The following is a 15,305-nucleotide window of genomic DNA, read 5'->3' as shown; positions in this document are numbered from 1 at the left end:
TGCCGGACAATGTCGACCTCACCTGCTGGAATGATAAAGAATGAACTCCAAAACTCCGATCCTGAAGCCACTCACCTTGCCCAACGGCGCGGTGCTGAAAAACCGCCTGATCATGGCGCCGATGACCACCTGTACCGGTTTTTACGACGGCAGCGTGCCCAGCGATTTGGTTGAGTATTACCGCGAACGCGCGGGCACCATCGGCACCGTTATCGTCGAATGCTGCTTTATCGATCCTAAAGGCCCTGCTTTCCCCGGTGCTCTGGCTATCGACAGTGACAACAAAATTCCTGGCCTGGCGCGAATTGCCAGCGCGATTAAATCCCGTGGCTCTAAAGCCATTCTGCAGATTTATCACGGCGGCCGAATGGTTGAGCCGGAGCTGATTGGCGGCAAGAAGCCCGTCGCGCCGAGCGCCATTGCCGCACCGCGTGAAGGGGCCACCACGCCAGAAGCCCTGACCGCCGAAGAAGTGGATGTGATGATCACCAAGTTTGGCGATGCCGTGAACCGTGCAATCAAAGCCGGATTCGACGGCGTGGAGATCCACGGCGCAAACACTTACCTGATTCAGCAGTTCTATTCGCCAAACTCTAACCAGCGTGACGATAAGTGGGGCGGCAGCCGCGACAACCGCGCCAGGTTCCCGCTGGAAGTGCTCGAAATCACCCACAAAATGGCCAGCCGCTTCGCCGATGCTTCCTTTATTATCGGCTACCGTTTCTCGCCGGAAGAGATTGAGGTGCCGGGCATCCGCTTCGACGACACCATGTACCTGCTGGAAAAGCTGGCGGAAAGGGGCGTTGATTACGTGCACTTCTCCGTGGGCTACTTCAAGCGTGCGTCGATCGTTGATACCAAAGATCCGACCATGTTGATCAACAAGTATCTGGCGATGCGGTCTGAAACGCTGGCGAAAGTGCCGGTTATCGGGGTGGGTGGGGTCGTTAATCGCACTGATGCCGAAGAAGCGCTGGGCCTCGGGTACGACCTGATTGCCGTCGGGAAAGCCTGTATTGCCTACCCGGACTGGGCCGATCGCATTCTAAAAAATGAAACGCTGGATCTGTTCATTGACAGCACCAAGCGTGAAGAGCTGCTGATCCCTGAGCCGCTGTGGCGCTTCTCGCTGGTCGATGCCATGATCCGCGACACCAGCACCACTGGCCGCAAATACAAAGCCGGGGTCTTCCAGGAAAAAGTGGAGGCCGAAGCGCTCAAGCTCAAAATCAGCGTCACGCTCGACACTGACCGTATCACCGACATTACTCTGGTGCAGGACGATTCGGTGGATGTCGATTTCACCCCAAGTTTCGAAATTTTGCGCTCGCGTATGCTGGTGGCCAACAGCCCGTATGTGGATGCGGTGACCGGGGCAACGGCACAAAGTGAGGCCCTGAAGAAAGCGGTCTCCCGCGCGATGACCACCTCCAGCAAAGAACATGTGATTGAAGAAGGCGGCAACCCGGATGCACCTCAAAGCTACGATGTGGCGGTGATCGGCAGCGGCGGTGCAGGCCTGGCGGCGGCTATTCGTGCTTCCGATGCCGGTGCCCGCGTGGTGATCATCGAGAAGATGCCAACCATCGGCGGCAACACCATCAAAGCCTCCGTGGGCATGAACGCCGCGGAAACGCGCTTCCAGGCGATGAAGGGCATCAAAGACAGCAAAGAGCTGTTCTACGATGAGACGCTGAAAGGCGGTAAATTCAGAAACAATACCGAGCTGCTGAAAGAGTTCGTCGAGCGCGCGCCAGGCGCCATTGACTGGCTGGCAAGCCTGGATATCGTCCTGAACGACATTACCATCACCGGCGGGATGAGCATTGACCGTACACACCGCCCGGCAGACCGCTCGGCCGTTGGTGGCTTCCTGATAAGCGGCCTGGTCAACAACGTCAACCAGCGCAGCATCGACGTACTGCTGGATACCACCGTGGAAGAGATTCTGCATGAAAACGGCGTGGTAACCGGGGTTAAGGTCGCGAACGAATATAACGAACACCATATTCTGCTGGCGAAAAGCGTAGTTGTGGCTACCGGTGGCTTCAGCGCCAACCGTAAAATGGTGGTTCACTACCGCCCTGAGCTGAAAGGTTTTGTGACCACCAACCATAAAGGTGCGACCGGGAGCGGTATTGCCCTGCTGGAGAAGATCGGCGCCGGTACGGTGGACATGGATCAGATCCAGATCCACCCGACCGTGGAGCAAACGACTTCTTATCTGATCTCCGAGTCCATTCGCGGCGGCGGGGCTATTCTGATCAGTCAGGAAGGGCAGCGCTTCTTCAATGAGCTGGAAACCCGTGACAAGGTTTCCGCAGAGATTATCGCTCTGCCGGAGAAAAGTGCCTGGATCCTGTTTGATGAGCAGGTACGCCAGAACAACAAAGCGGCGGATGAATATATTGCCCGTGGGTTTGTGATCAGCGCGCCAACGGCGGAAGAGCTGGCGGTGAAGCTGAATATGGATGCGCACGCGCTGCAGCAAACGCTGGATCGCTACAACGGCTTTGTGAAGCAGAAAAAGGACGAAGACTTTGGGCGTACCACCGGGATGCGTTTCCCACTGGACACCGGGCCATACTACGCGATCCGCATTGCGCCAGGGGTTCACCACACGATGGGCGGTGTCACTATTAACACCAGCGCAGAAGTGGTGACCGAACAGCATCAGGTGATTCAGGGCGTCTGGGCCGCAGGTGAAGTGGTGGGCGGCATTCACGGTGCAAACCGCATCGGCGGCAACGCCGTCGCCGATATCATCATCTTTGGTACACTTGCCGGGCAAAACGCGGCAGCGCACGCGCTGGCTTAAGGCGATAAAAAAGCCGGCAGGGTGACCTTGCCGGCTTTCTCAGACCGGGCGTTTATCCGCCCGGTTTTTTTATTCTTATCAGATAAGTGACGTTTTGCGCAGGGCGAGGAAGTCCAGCAGGCCGCCAAACAGAATCCCACCGATGGCGAACAAAGCGCCCCATTCCAGCAGCTGTAAACCAAATGCCCATTCGGTCAGCCCAAGCGCATTGCTGATAATAACCAGCAGCCACGCCGCCAGCAGCAGGCAGCCAAAGCCCAGAATACGCAGCGCCAGGCGGTAAGCCGGAGCAAATTCACTGCGCGTCATGAAGGTTTCGTTTTGCTGGGTGAACTCCAGCGTGCGCTTACAGACCAGTAATAATAGGATCCCCGGTACAGCGGCGACTACGGAGAACAGGTAGAACGTCGGCCAGCCGTGGGCTTCCACAAACCAGCCGGCAATCGGGCCGACATACACGCGGCCCACGGCGGAAAGCGCGGAAAGCAGCGCAAACTGGGTGGCTGAGAATGACTTGTTGCACAGCGTCATCAGCAGCGCCACGAAGGCTGCAGTGCCCATGCCGCCGCAGAGGTTCTCGAAGAACACCGCGCTTGCCATGGTAATCATGTCTTTATCCGTTACCGACAGCAGCCAGTAACCGGCGTTGGACACGCCCTGCAAAATGCCGAAGATCAGCAAGGCGCGGAACAGCGTCAGCTTTTGCATCAGCATTCCGCCAAGCAGCGCGCCGAAAATGGTGGCGCACAGCCCCAGCGTTTTATTCACCACGCCGACTTCACCGGCATCAAAGCCAACGCCACGGATCAGGAACGTGGTGGTCAGGCTCATGGCGAAGGCATCGCCCAGCTTATAAAGCACAATCAGCAGCAAAATCAGCCAGGCATTGTTGCGGCCAAAGAAGTCACGCAGCGGTTCAACGACGGCGCGCTCCAGGCTTTTAGGGACGGGGACGGCATCTGTAGGCTCTGGCGCCAAAAGCGTGGCGATAATACAGGGCACAAGCAGGGCTGCCATCAGCCAGTAGGTGGCCTGCCAGCCTAAATAGCGGTCCGCCAGCCAGAGCGCGAGACCGCCGGAAACCAGCATTGCCAGGCGGTAGCCCAGCACGCTGATGGCGGCACCGGTCCCGCGTTCCTCGGCAGACAGAACGTCAGTTTTCCAGGCATCAAAGACGATATCCTGGGAGGCAGAACAGAAGGCGATGATCACCGCCAGGGCAGCCATCCAGCGCAGCTGCGAGGAGGGTTCAAGGAACCCCATGGCGGCGATTGCCACCAACAACAGAATTTGCGTGATTAACAGCCAGCCACGACGACGCCCGAGCAGTGGCGGGGTATAGCGGTCCATTACCGGCGACCAAAGAAACTTAAAGACGTAGGCCTGGCCCACAAGCGAGAAGAAACCGATGGTTTTCAGGTCGATGTTTTCGACGGTCATCCAGGCCTGAAGCGTACCTGAAGTCAGGGCTAGAGGCAGGCCGGACGCAAAGCCCAGAATCAGTAAAATGGCTGATTTTGGCTGCTGAAAGATGCGCAGATAATGATTGGACATAGGGGAATTGTACAAACTCTGTTGTTGGCCCGCGTGAGCAGGCCAACGGGGTAAAAATTAACGAGCGTTCTGCTTAACGAAGTCGTGAACGCTGGTGTCCTGAGCCATATCCGCAATGGTATCGGTCAGCACGGAGTTAACCGCGTCAGCGATATTTTTATTGGTAGCCTGGAACGCGCCTTCAACGTTATAGCTGGAGCGGTAGTTCTTGGTCATCTTGTTACCGTTCTTCGCGGTAGCAATGATGGAGATATCCGCTTTAGTGGCGATGTTGTAGCGCACGTTACCCTGGGAAACGTCTGCATACAGCTGGTTAACGATGATCTGCAGATCAACCGGGCTGTTTGGCCCAATCATATAACCGCGGGCGGTCATCTGCTTCTCCAGCACTTCCTGCAGCAGGAAGCGCAGATCGCGGGATGGCGTCAGCGTGACTAGCTGATTGTCGCGGGTCACCTTCGCCAGCGCCTGGCTGGTACGCTGATCGGCACCGTTGATGCTTAGCGTCACGCCCATCAGGCTTGGATCCTGCTGTGGCAGGGTGATCTTTGGTGACACTTCAATGGTGGTTGGCGGTGTTGCGCAGCTGGCCAGCATAAACATGGCAACCAGCGGGAAAAGTAATTTTTTTAACATGTTCGCTTTCTCAATGTACTCAAAGGGCAGGCTGATAAAAAATCACGCCATCATAACACTGCGGTCGTGCAGGGGAAGTGCTTAACGCACGGAATTTCATCGCGTTGCCATTTTTCTGGGCTTCAGCAAAACCTTCTGACACTTTTCATTCGGTTTAGTGCCTTAACCCTATGAACGTTCTGATAACCGGGTGAAGAAAGGCCCGAGAAAGTTAAATTTTTGTTGTGTTCAAAGCAAAATCTGGCTAAAAGCGGCTAACATTTAAAGGGATGAGTGGCATCTCTACGTTGTCGAGGAGAAAGTTCATGCTGATACGCGAGCAGATAGAAGAGAAGTTAAAAGCCGCCTTTACCCCCGCGTACCTGGAAGTCGTGGATGAAAGCTATCGTCACAATGTCCCGGCGGGCTCCGAAAGCCATTTTAAGGTGGTGCTGGTTAGCGATCGTTTTACCGGCGAGCGTTTTTTAAACCGCCACCGCATGATTTATGGCACATTAAGCGAGGAACTGGCAGGCCCGGTACACGCGCTGGCGCTGCACACTTACACCGTCAAAGAGTGGGAAGGGCTGCAGGACACGGTGTTTGCCTCCCCGAACTGCCGTGGCGCGGGCAGCATTGCCTGATTAACCGCTAAGCGTTTGCAACTAAGGGAACTTTTCCGTTATGTTGCGGTATGTATACTGCGTTTCCCAAAACGGCCTGCGGGCCGTTTTGTTTTGTCCGTCTCTTTAAGGGAGCGGGCAAAGAAGAATAAATGACAAAGAAGTGTGAAAAAGGCCGCAGCCGAGCGCTATTGCCGTTCTCGACTCACCCCAGCGATGCCGCTATAATGCTGCGTCTTATTTTTTGAATGTCTTCGGGATGATTCTGACGACAGGGAATGTGTTTCTGATTCAGAGAACATCCTGGTTCTGTGAAGCCACCAGGGCTTCCAGAGTTGACCGAGCACTGTGATTTTTTGAGGTAACAAGATGCAAGTTTCAGTTGAAACCACTCAGGGCCTTGGCCGCCGTCTCACGATTACTATCGCTGCAGACAGCATCGAAACCGCTGTAAAAAGCGAGCTGGTCAACGTAGCTAAAAAAGTACGTATCGATGGCTTCCGTAAAGGCAAAGTGCCGATGACCGTCGTTGAGCAGCGCTACGGTGCTTCCGTTCGTCAGGACGTGCTGGGCGAGCTGATGAGCCGCAACTTTATTGATGCGATCATCAAAGAGAAGATCAATCCGGCTGGCGCACCTAACTATGTGCCGGGCGAATACAAACTGGGCGAAGACTTCACCTACGCGGTAGAGTTTGAAGTGTACCCAGAAGTTGAGCTGCAGGGTCTGGAAGCCATCGAAGTTGAAAAACCGGTTGTTGATGTGACCGACGAAGACGTTGATGCGATGCTGGACACCCTGCGCAAGCAGCAGGCGACCTGGAAAGACAGCGACGCTGCAGCGACTGCAGAAGATCGCGTTACCATCGATTTCACCGGTTCCGTTGACGGCGAAGTGTTCGAAGGCGGCAAAGCCTCTGACTTCGTGCTGGCAATGGGTCAGGGTCGTATGATCCCTGGCTTCGAAGACGGCATCGTTGGCCACAAAGCGGGCGAAGAGTTCACTATCGAAGTAACCTTCCCGGAAGAATATCACGCTGAAAACCTGAAAGGGAAAGCGGCGAAGTTCGACATCGTGCTGAAGAAAGTTGAAGCGCGCGAGCTGCCAGAATTCACCGAAGAGTTCATCAAGCGTTTCGGCGTTGAAGATGGTTCCGTGGCTGGCCTGCGTACCGAAGTGCGTAAAAACATGGATCGCGAACTGAAAGGCGCCGTGCGTAACCGCATCAAGTCTCAGGCAATCGACGGTCTGGTTAACGCTAACAACATCGACGTGCCAGCTGCGCTGATCGACGGCGAAATCGACGTTCTGCGTCGCCAGGCTGCACAGCGTTTCGGTGGCAACGAGAAACAGGCTCTGGAACTGCCACGTGAACTGTTCGAAGAGCAGGCTAAACGTCGCGTTGTTGTTGGTCTGCTGCTGGGCGAAGTGATTCGTACCCACGAGCTGAAAGCTGACGAAGAGCGTGTTAAAGGTCTGATCGAAGAAATGGCTTCTGCCTACGAAGATCCGACTGAAGTCATCGAGTTCTACGGTAAAAACAAAGAGCTGATGGACAACATGCGCAACGTTGCGCTGGAAGAGCAGGCTGTTGAAGCCGTTCTGGCTAAAGCGAAAGTGTCCGAAAAAGCGACCACTTTCAGCGAGCTGATGAACCAGCAGGCGTAAGTGCTTTTTGGCTGATTAGCCAAAAAACGCAGCATCGGGCCCGTCACCTTTTGGTGGCGGGCTTTTTTATTGCTAAATCACACGATAAGCCATCAATAAAACCCCATTTCAGGGTTAGCGTAACAACAAAAGGTTGTTATGCTTGAAACAGGGCAAATCATCCCCATTATTCGGGTGAGGTTCCATTAACAATCCCTGACTGACTCCGTCCAGAATCGGCGCAAGGAACATAGTCAATATCCTGCGTCTCAAGTAGAATCAGTACAGTAGGCTTAATTACTCCAGGAGACGGACATGTCATACAGTGGCGAACGAGATCAATTAGCACCCCATATGGCCCTGGTGCCGATGGTTGTTGAACAAACATCCCGCGGCGAACGTTCATACGATATCTATTCTCGTCTGCTTAAGGAGCGCGTCATCTTCCTGACCGGTCAGGTAGAAGATCATATGGCTAACCTGATTGTGGCGCAGATGCTGTTTCTGGAAGCAGAAAACCCGGAAAAAGATATCTATCTTTACATCAACTCTCCGGGTGGCGTAATTACGGCCGGGATGTCGATTTACGACACCATGAAGTTTATTAAGCCTGACGTCAGCACCATTTGTATGGGCCAGGCTTGCTCGATGGGCGCATTCCTGCTGACCGCTGGGGCAAAAGGTAAGCGTTTCTGCCTGCCGAACTCCCGCGTCATGATTCACCAGCCGTTGGGCGGCTATCAGGGCCAGGCGACGGATATCGAAATCCACGCTAAAGAGATCCTGAAAGTGAAAGCACGTATGAACGAGCTGATGGCGGAACATACGGGCAAATCGCTTGAACAAATCGAGAAAGACACCGAGCGCGATCGTTTCCTCTCCGCAAGCGAAGCGGTAGAGTACGGTTTAGTTGATTCGATCCTGACTCACCGTAACTAATGCCCGAAGCTTTAGGCCGCTATACTATAGTCAACGTCGCGGCCTGACTTAACGCTTCACTATCGGCTGCGCCGTAGAATGGCACTTGTGCTACCGGTGGTAGCACACAGAAACAGAGAAGAGGTTTTACTGATGACAGATAAGCGCAAAGACGGTTCAGGCAAACTGCTGTACTGCTCTTTTTGCGGCAAAAGCCAGCATGAAGTGCGCAAGCTGATTGCCGGGCCGTCAGTGTATATCTGCGATGAGTGTGTCGATTTATGTAACGACATCATTCGCGAAGAGATTAAAGAAGTTGCGCCGCACCGTGAACGCAGTGCGTTGCCAACGCCGCACGAAATTCGCCACCATCTTGACGATTATGTTATCGGCCAGGAGCAGGCGAAGAAAGTGCTGGCGGTTGCGGTTTACAACCACTACAAACGTCTGCGCAACAGCGACACGTCCAACGGCGTTGAGCTGGGTAAAAGCAACATCCTGCTGATCGGCCCGACAGGTAGCGGTAAAACGCTGCTGGCAGAAACGCTGGCTCGCCTGCTGGATGTGCCATTTACCATGGCCGATGCAACCACGCTGACCGAAGCAGGTTACGTGGGCGAAGACGTTGAAAACATCATTCAGAAGCTGCTGCAGAAATGCGACTACGACGTACAGAAAGCCCAGCGCGGCATCGTGTATATCGATGAGATCGATAAAATCTCCCGCAAATCTGATAACCCGTCCATCACCCGTGACGTGTCCGGTGAAGGTGTACAGCAGGCGCTGCTGAAGCTGATTGAAGGCACCGTGGCTGCCGTTCCACCTCAGGGTGGCCGTAAGCATCCGCAGCAGGAATTCCTGCAGGTTGATACCTCCAAGATTCTGTTTATCTGCGGCGGCGCATTTGCAGGCCTGGATAAAGTGATCGCCAACCGCGTGGAAACGGGTTCTGGTATCGGCTTTGGCGCAACGGTAAAAGCTAAGTCTGAGAAAGCCAGCGAAGGCCAGCTGCTCGGACAGGTTGAACCGGAAGATCTGATCAAGTTCGGTCTGATCCCTGAGTTCATTGGTCGTCTGCCGGTGGTCGCAACCTTAAGCGAACTGAGCGAAGACGCGCTGATTCAGATCCTGAAAGAGCCGAAAAATGCGCTTACCAAACAGTATCAGGCATTGTTCAACCTGGAAGGCGTAGAGCTGGAATTCCGTGATGAAGCGCTCGACGCGATTGCGAAGAAAGCGATGATCCGTAAAACCGGTGCTCGTGGCTTGCGTTCCATCGTGGAAGGCGCGCTGCTGGACACCATGTACGATCTGCCATCTCTGGACGACGTGGAAAAAGTGGTGATTGACGAGTCCGTAATCGCTGGCCAGTCCAAGCCGCTATTAATTTATGGTAAGCCGGAAGCTCAGCAGGCATCCGGTGAATAATTCGCCAGAATAACCAGTCAGTTAATAAGAAAATGGGGGATTTTATCCCCCATTTATTTTTCCTGCATTCCCACAGTTGAATGTCCGGGAAACAGCCCCATATACTGATTTACTTGTTGGTGGAGCGGAAGCGTTCACCAAATCACCTGGCGGACATTAAACTAAGAGAGAGCTCTATGAATCCTGAGCGTTCTGAACGCATTGAAATCCCCGTATTGCCGCTGCGCGATGTGGTGGTTTATCCGCACATGGTTATTCCACTGTTTGTCGGGCGTGAAAAATCCATTCGCTGCCTGGAAGCTGCAATGGACCATGATAAGAAAATCATGCTGGTGGCGCAGAAAGAGGCTTCGACGGATGAGCCAGGTGTTAACGACCTGTTCACTGTAGGTACCGTTGCTTCAATTCTGCAGATGCTGAAACTGCCCGACGGTACGGTAAAAGTACTGGTAGAAGGGCTTCAGCGCGCGCGTATCTCCACGCTGTCTGACAACGGCGACCACTTCTCTGCGCAGGCGGAGTACCTGAACTCGCCGGCGATTGAAGAGCGCGAGCAGGAAGTGCTGGTTCGCACCGCAATTAATCAGTTTGAAGGCTACATCAAGCTGAACAAAAAAATTCCACCAGAAGTGCTGACGTCGCTGAACAGCATCGACGATCCTGCACGTCTGGCCGATACCATTGCCGCCCATATGCCGCTTAAGCTGTCGGACAAGCAATCTGTGCTTGAGATGTCCGATATCAACGAGCGTCTGGAATACCTGATGGCGATGATGGAGTCGGAAATCGATCTGCTGCAGGTGGAGAAACGCATTCGCAACCGCGTTAAAAAGCAGATGGAAAAAAGCCAGCGCGAGTACTATCTGAATGAGCAAATGAAGGCGATTCAGAAAGAACTGGGCGAAATGGACGACGCGCCTGATGAAAATGAAGCGCTGAAGCGCAAAATTGACGCGGCAAAAATGCCGAAAGAAGCGCGCGAGAAAACCGAAGCCGAGCTGCAGAAGCTGAAAATGATGTCGCCGATGTCTGCGGAAGCTACCGTCGTGCGCGGCTATATCGACTGGATGGTTCAGGTTCCTTGGAACGCGCGCAGCAAGGTCAAAAAAGATCTGCGTCAGGCGCAGGAAATCCTCGATACCGACCATTACGGTCTGGAACGTGTGAAAGATCGCATTCTGGAATACCTCGCAGTCCAAAGCCGTGTCAACAAGCTGAAAGGGCCAATTCTTTGCCTGGTTGGGCCGCCGGGGGTAGGTAAAACCTCTCTGGGCCAGTCCATCGCTAAAGCCACGGGTCGTAAATACGTGCGTATGGCGCTGGGCGGGGTGCGTGACGAAGCGGAAATCCGTGGTCACCGCCGGACCTACATCGGCTCTATGCCGGGTAAACTGATTCAGAAGATGGCCAAAGTCGGCGTCAAAAACCCGCTGTTCCTGCTGGATGAAATCGACAAGATGTCTTCCGACATGCGCGGCGATCCTGCTTCTGCGCTGCTGGAAGTCCTTGATCCAGAACAGAACGTGACGTTTAACGATCATTACCTGGAAGTGGACTACGATCTCAGCGACGTGATGTTTGTGGCGACCTCTAACTCCATGAACATTCCGGCGCCGCTGCTGGATCGTATGGAAGTGATTCGCCTGTCTGGCTATACCGAAGACGAAAAGCTGAACATTGCCAAACAGCACCTGCTGCCGAAGCAAATTGAGCGCAACGCCCTGAAAAAAGGCGAGCTGAAAGTGGATGACAGCGCCATTGTGGGCATCATTCGCTACTACACTCGTGAAGCGGGCGTCCGTAGCCTGGAGCGTGAAATCTCCAAACTGTGCCGTAAAGCGGTGAAGCAGCTGCTGCTGGATAAATCGCTCAAGCACATCGAAATCAACGGCGACAACCTGAAGGATTACCTTGGGGTGCAACGCTTTGATTATGGCCGTGCCGACAGCGAAAACCGCGTAGGCCAGGTGACCGGGCTGGCGTGGACGGAAGTGGGCGGCGATTTGCTGACCATCGAAACCGCCTGCGTACCGGGTAAAGGCAAGCTGACTTATACCGGCTCCCTCGGTGAAGTTATGCAGGAGTCTATCCAGGCGGCGCTGACCGTTGTCCGTGCTCGTGCTGAAAAATTGGGTATCAACGGTGACTTCTACGAAAAACGTGATATTCACGTCCACGTGCCGGAAGGGGCAACGCCAAAAGACGGCCCAAGCGCCGGTATCGCAATGTGTACCGCGCTGGTGTCCTGCCTGACAGGGAACCCGGTTCGTGCCGATGTGGCAATGACCGGTGAAATTACCCTGCGTGGCCAGGTATTGCCGATTGGTGGCCTGAAAGAGAAACTGCTGGCAGCGCATCGTGGCGGCATCAAAACCGTGCTGATCCCGGACGACAACAAGCGCGATCTGGAAGAAATTCCGGACAACGTGATTGCAGACCTGACGATTCATCCTGTGAAGCGTATTGAGGAAGTTCTGGCCCTCGCGCTGCAGAATGAGCCTTCCGGCATGCAGGTGGTCACCGCAAAATAGTGACCTGACGCAAATACAGTCAATAAAATTAGGGCTGGTAAGTGAATTGTCACTTGCCAGCTTTTTTTTGTGTCGCTAATTTAGTTGCTGGCTGAGCTTATCGTCCACAACTCCTGTTGTAAGGGCATGACGAGCCTGTTATAACTGCTGCGCGGTCGCGCCTGAGGGATATCAGGTGCGATATAAATTATAAAGAGAGGAAGAGAAGAGTGAATAAATCTCAACTGATAGACAAAATTGCCGCAGGTGCTGATATTTCTAAAGCCGCGGCTGGACGTGCATTAGATGCTGTTATTGCTTCTGTTACTGAATCTCTGCAGTCCGGGGAAGACGTAGCACTGGTAGGTTTTGGTACCTTTGCTGTTAAAGAGCGTGCTGCCCGTACTGGCCGCAACCCTCAAACCGGTAAAGAAATCACCATCGCCGCAGCAAAAGTACCAGGCTTCCGTGCTGGTAAAGCGCTGAAAGACGCTGTTAACTGATTTATTGGCCCCGACTGACTGGGGTAGATGGTGTCAGGTATCGCAGGGGCGCATCATTTGATGTGCCTTTTTTATTGCCTGAAGCCGAATTTTACGCAGGTGTTGATGATTTGCAGCGGGTTTCTTGTCACAATACGCCCTTGCGCGCAGCACAGGGCAGCTTGAGTCATTAAGGATGCCAGCTTAGCGCCTGCGCAGGTTTACCAAGTCATACTACAGCGGAGTGTTGTTACACCATGATGGACAATTTACGAGCGGCGGCTAACCATGTCGTGCTCAAGATCATTCTGGGTTTGATTATCTTGTCATTCGTTCTGACTGGCGTGGGTAGCTACCTGACTGGCGGTAACAATAATTATGCCGCAAAAGTAAATGGCCAGGAGATTGGCCGTGGCCAGTTCGAAAATGCCGTAGCGAACGAACGTAATCGTCAGCAGCAGCAGCTGGGCGACCAGTTTTCCGTTCTTGCCGGTAACGAAGGCTATATGAAGCAAATGCGCCAGCAGGTTCTCAACCAGCTGATTGATGAATCGCTGCTTGACCAGTACGCCAAACATCTGGGCCTCGGTATCAGCGACGAGCAGGTAAAAATGGCTATCTTCAGCCAGCCTGCCTTCCAGACTAACGGTAAGTTCGATAACGCTCGCTATAACGCCATCATCGGCAACATGGGATTAACTGCCGACCAATATGCACAGGCGCTGCGCAATCAGCTCACCACCGACCAGCTGATCAAAGCCGTGGTCGGCACCGACTTTATGCTCACCGGTGAAACCGACGAGCTGGCGGCATTGGTCTCCCAGCAGCGCGTCGTGCGTGAAGCCACAATCGACGTGAAAGCGCTGGCCGCGAAGCAAAACGCTTCCGAGCAGGAAATCAACGCCAACTACGAGCAGAACAAAAACCGCTACATCACCCCTGAACAGTTTAAGGTTAGCTACATCAAGCTGGATGCGGCTTCCATGCAGGAAGAGGCCAGTGATGCGGACGTTCAGGCTTACTACGACCAGCACAAAGACGAATTCACCCAGCCGCAGCGTAACCGCTACAGCGTGATTCAGACGAAAACCGAAGATGAAGCGAAAGCGATTCTCGACGAGCTGAACAAGGGCGGCGATTTTGCTGCACTGGCGAAGGCTAAGTCTGCTGACATCATCTCTGCCCGCAACGGCGGTGATATGGGCTGGCTGGAAGCCTCTACCACGCCTGACGAACTGAAAAATGCCGGCCTGAAAGAAAAAGGTCAGCTGTCCGGCGTCGTTAAATCTTCCGTTGGTTTCCTGATCGTTCGCCTGGATGACATCCAGCCTGCCGTTGTGAAGCCGCTGGCGGAAGTTCGCGATGGCATCGTGGCTAAAGTGAAGCAGGAAAAAGCCGTTGATGCTTACTATGCGCTGCAGCAGAAAGTGAGCGATGCCGCGAGCAACGACAACGAATCTCTGGCAAGCGCTGAGAAAGTCGCCGGGGTTAAAGCGGTTGAAACTGGCTGGTTCGGCCACGACAACCTGCCGGAAGAGCTGAACTTCAAACCGGTTGCCGACGCTATCTTCAGCGGTGGTCTGGTGGGTGAAAACGGTTCGCCGGGCAGCAACTCAGACATTATCACCGTCGATGGCGATCGCGCTTTCGTCCTGCGTGTTTCCGAGCACAAAGCTGAAGCGGTTAAACCACTCACCGAAGTGCGTGACCAGGTGATTGCCGCCGTGAAGCAGCAGAAAGCGGAGCAGCAGGCGAAGCTGGATGCTGACAAACTGCTGAACGCGCTGAAACTGGGCAAAGGCAGTGACGAACTGAAAGCAGCGGGCCTGAGCTTCGGCGAAGCGAAAACCCTGAGCCGTACCGGGCAGGATCCGATCAGCCAGGCCGCCTTTGGGCTGCCTCTGCCGGCGAAAGACAAGCCGAGCTATGGCGTCGCCAATGATATGCAGGGCAACGTTGTGCTGCTGTCTCTGGATGAAGTGAAAGCAGGCTCTATGCCGGACGAGCAGAAAAAAGCGATGGTGCAGGGGATCACCCAGAACAATGCCCAGATTGCTTTCGAAGCGCTGATGTCCAACCTGCGCAAAGAAGCGAAGATCAAACTGGGCGATAGCATCGACCAACAGCAGTAATCCTCGCAAATTTTTGCAACGCAGTGTAATACCTGAAGGCCGCTTTCGCGGCCTTTTCCACATTTTAAATCCGGCGTTTGTTCCTGATTTTTATCCTCGCTATGGTGACCGGGCTGTCAACATACATGGAGGACACAGCATGACATCAGGCATTAAAGCATTTTCACTTTCCCTCGTTCTGGCTGGTTTACTTGGCTGCGCCCCGGCACATGCCGCCGCAGAAAAAGCCGGTTCGGCCTCGGTCAGCTCGGCAGCGACGCAGCCTAAAGCCGCCTCCGCCAAAACGGCAGAGCAAGGGGAGGGGCTGGTGAGTATCAATAGCGCCCCGGCGGAAGAACTTGCCCAGAAAATGAATGGCGTGGGATTGAAAAAGGCGCAGGCCATCGTCAGCTACCGTGACGAGTTCGGCCCGTTTAAAACGCTAGATCAGCTGCAGGAGGTCCCGGGCATTGGCGCATCGCTGGTAGAACGTAATCTGGCTCGCATAAAACTTTGAGTTTATGTGCTCAGGCTTCCACCTGAAGAGAAAAGTTTGCTACGCTGAGTTAGAGGTCATACCAGTTGTCGGGGTATGGCCT

General features: G+C 54.1%; 11 protein-coding genes. 9 read left to right on the top strand and 2 right to left on the bottom strand.

Annotated elements, in window-relative coordinates:
- The first annotated feature begins 40 nt into the window (after positions 1 to 40).
- The gene (locus ACREYP_RS17235; RefSeq protein ID WP_498881000.1) at positions 41 to 2,818 is read left to right on the top strand and encodes a flavocytochrome c; all 2,778 of its coding nucleotides are present in this window, start codon (positions 41 to 43) and stop codon (positions 2,816 to 2,818) included.
- Positions 2,819 to 2,896: 78 nt separating this feature from the next.
- Here the strand turns inward: ACREYP_RS17235 and ampG are convergent, their stop codons facing one another.
- Entirely contained in the window at positions 2,897 to 4,372 is a 1,476-nt protein-coding gene (gene ampG, locus ACREYP_RS17230; protein ID WP_008454603.1) for a muropeptide MFS transporter AmpG, read from the bottom strand.
- Between the two features lie 57 nt (positions 4,373 to 4,429).
- Entirely contained in the window at positions 4,430 to 5,008 is a 579-nt protein-coding gene (locus tag ACREYP_RS17225; protein WP_008454604.1) for a lipoprotein, read from the bottom strand.
- A gap of 305 nt (positions 5,009 to 5,313) precedes the next feature.
- Here ACREYP_RS17225 and bolA point away from each other — a divergent pair, with 305 nt between their 5' ends.
- From bolA to ACREYP_RS17185, 8 genes are all read left to right on the top strand, one after another.
- Positions 5,314 to 5,631, top strand: coding sequence for a transcriptional regulator BolA (gene bolA / locus ACREYP_RS17220; protein WP_008454607.1), 318 nt, complete (start codon positions 5,314 to 5,316; stop codon positions 5,629 to 5,631).
- 348 nt (positions 5,632 to 5,979) lie between these two features.
- Positions 5,980 to 7,278, top strand: a complete 1,299-nt coding sequence (tig, locus tag ACREYP_RS17215) for a trigger factor (RefSeq protein WP_008454615.1) — start codon at positions 5,980 to 5,982, stop codon at positions 7,276 to 7,278.
- A 294-nt stretch (positions 7,279 to 7,572) separates the two neighbouring features.
- Positions 7,573 to 8,196 carry an ATP-dependent Clp endopeptidase proteolytic subunit ClpP gene (gene clpP / locus ACREYP_RS17210; protein ID WP_008454616.1) on the top strand — a complete coding sequence of 208 codons (624 nt, stop codon included), beginning with the start codon at positions 7,573 to 7,575 and terminating at the stop codon, positions 8,194 to 8,196.
- Positions 8,197 to 8,328: 132 nt separating this feature from the next.
- A complete protein-coding gene (gene clpX, locus ACREYP_RS17205) occupies positions 8,329 to 9,603 on the top strand; it encodes an ATP-dependent protease ATP-binding subunit ClpX (RefSeq protein ID WP_008454617.1) in 1,275 nt (424 codons plus the stop codon).
- A gap of 176 nt (positions 9,604 to 9,779) precedes the next feature.
- Positions 9,780 to 12,134, top strand: coding sequence for an endopeptidase La (gene lon / locus ACREYP_RS17200; RefSeq protein WP_498880999.1), 2,355 nt, complete (start codon positions 9,780 to 9,782; stop codon positions 12,132 to 12,134).
- 209 nt (positions 12,135 to 12,343) lie between these two features.
- Positions 12,344 to 12,616, top strand: a complete 273-nt coding sequence (gene hupB / locus ACREYP_RS17195; protein WP_008454620.1) for a nucleoid-associated protein HU-beta — start codon at positions 12,344 to 12,346, stop codon at positions 12,614 to 12,616.
- 236 nt (positions 12,617 to 12,852) lie between these two features.
- On the top strand, positions 12,853 to 14,727 hold the full coding sequence (gene ppiD, locus ACREYP_RS17190; RefSeq protein ID WP_008454622.1) for a peptidylprolyl isomerase: 1,875 nt from the start codon (positions 12,853 to 12,855) through the stop codon (positions 14,725 to 14,727).
- Between the two features lie 139 nt (positions 14,728 to 14,866).
- A complete protein-coding gene (locus ACREYP_RS17185; RefSeq protein WP_008454624.1) occupies positions 14,867 to 15,223 on the top strand; it encodes a ComEA family DNA-binding protein in 357 nt (118 codons plus the stop codon).
- The last annotated feature ends 82 nt before the right edge of the window (positions 15,224 to 15,305 follow it).

It is taken from the genome of Enterobacter sp. TMH.L2 (assembly GCF_050847315.1).
Classification (GTDB): Bacteria; Pseudomonadota; Gammaproteobacteria; order Enterobacterales; family Enterobacteriaceae; genus Cedecea.
This window is presented reverse-complemented; position numbering and strand designations above follow the sequence as displayed.

What these genes read in the sequence shown, in the direction of transcription:
- ACREYP_RS17235 (WP_498881000.1), top strand. Translation starts at nt 41, where the DNA reads ATGAACTCCAAAACTCCGATCCTGAAGCCACTCACCTTGCCCAACGGC.
- ampG (WP_008454603.1), bottom strand. Translation starts at nt 4,372, where the DNA reads ATGTCCAATCATTATCTGCGCATCTTTCAGCAGCCAAAATCAGCCATT.
- ACREYP_RS17225 (WP_008454604.1), bottom strand. Translation starts at nt 5,008, where the DNA reads ATGTTAAAAAAATTACTTTTCCCGCTGGTTGCCATGTTTATGCTGGCC.
- bolA (WP_008454607.1), top strand. Translation starts at nt 5,314, where the DNA reads ATGCTGATACGCGAGCAGATAGAAGAGAAGTTAAAAGCCGCCTTTACC.
- tig (WP_008454615.1), top strand. Translation starts at nt 5,980, where the DNA reads ATGCAAGTTTCAGTTGAAACCACTCAGGGCCTTGGCCGCCGTCTCACG.
- clpP (WP_008454616.1), top strand. Translation starts at nt 7,573, where the DNA reads ATGTCATACAGTGGCGAACGAGATCAATTAGCACCCCATATGGCCCTG.
- clpX (WP_008454617.1), top strand. Translation starts at nt 8,329, where the DNA reads ATGACAGATAAGCGCAAAGACGGTTCAGGCAAACTGCTGTACTGCTCT.
- lon (WP_498880999.1), top strand. Translation starts at nt 9,780, where the DNA reads ATGAATCCTGAGCGTTCTGAACGCATTGAAATCCCCGTATTGCCGCTG.
- ppiD (WP_008454622.1), top strand. Translation starts at nt 12,853, where the DNA reads ATGATGGACAATTTACGAGCGGCGGCTAACCATGTCGTGCTCAAGATC.
- ACREYP_RS17185 (WP_008454624.1), top strand. Translation starts at nt 14,867, where the DNA reads ATGACATCAGGCATTAAAGCATTTTCACTTTCCCTCGTTCTGGCTGGT.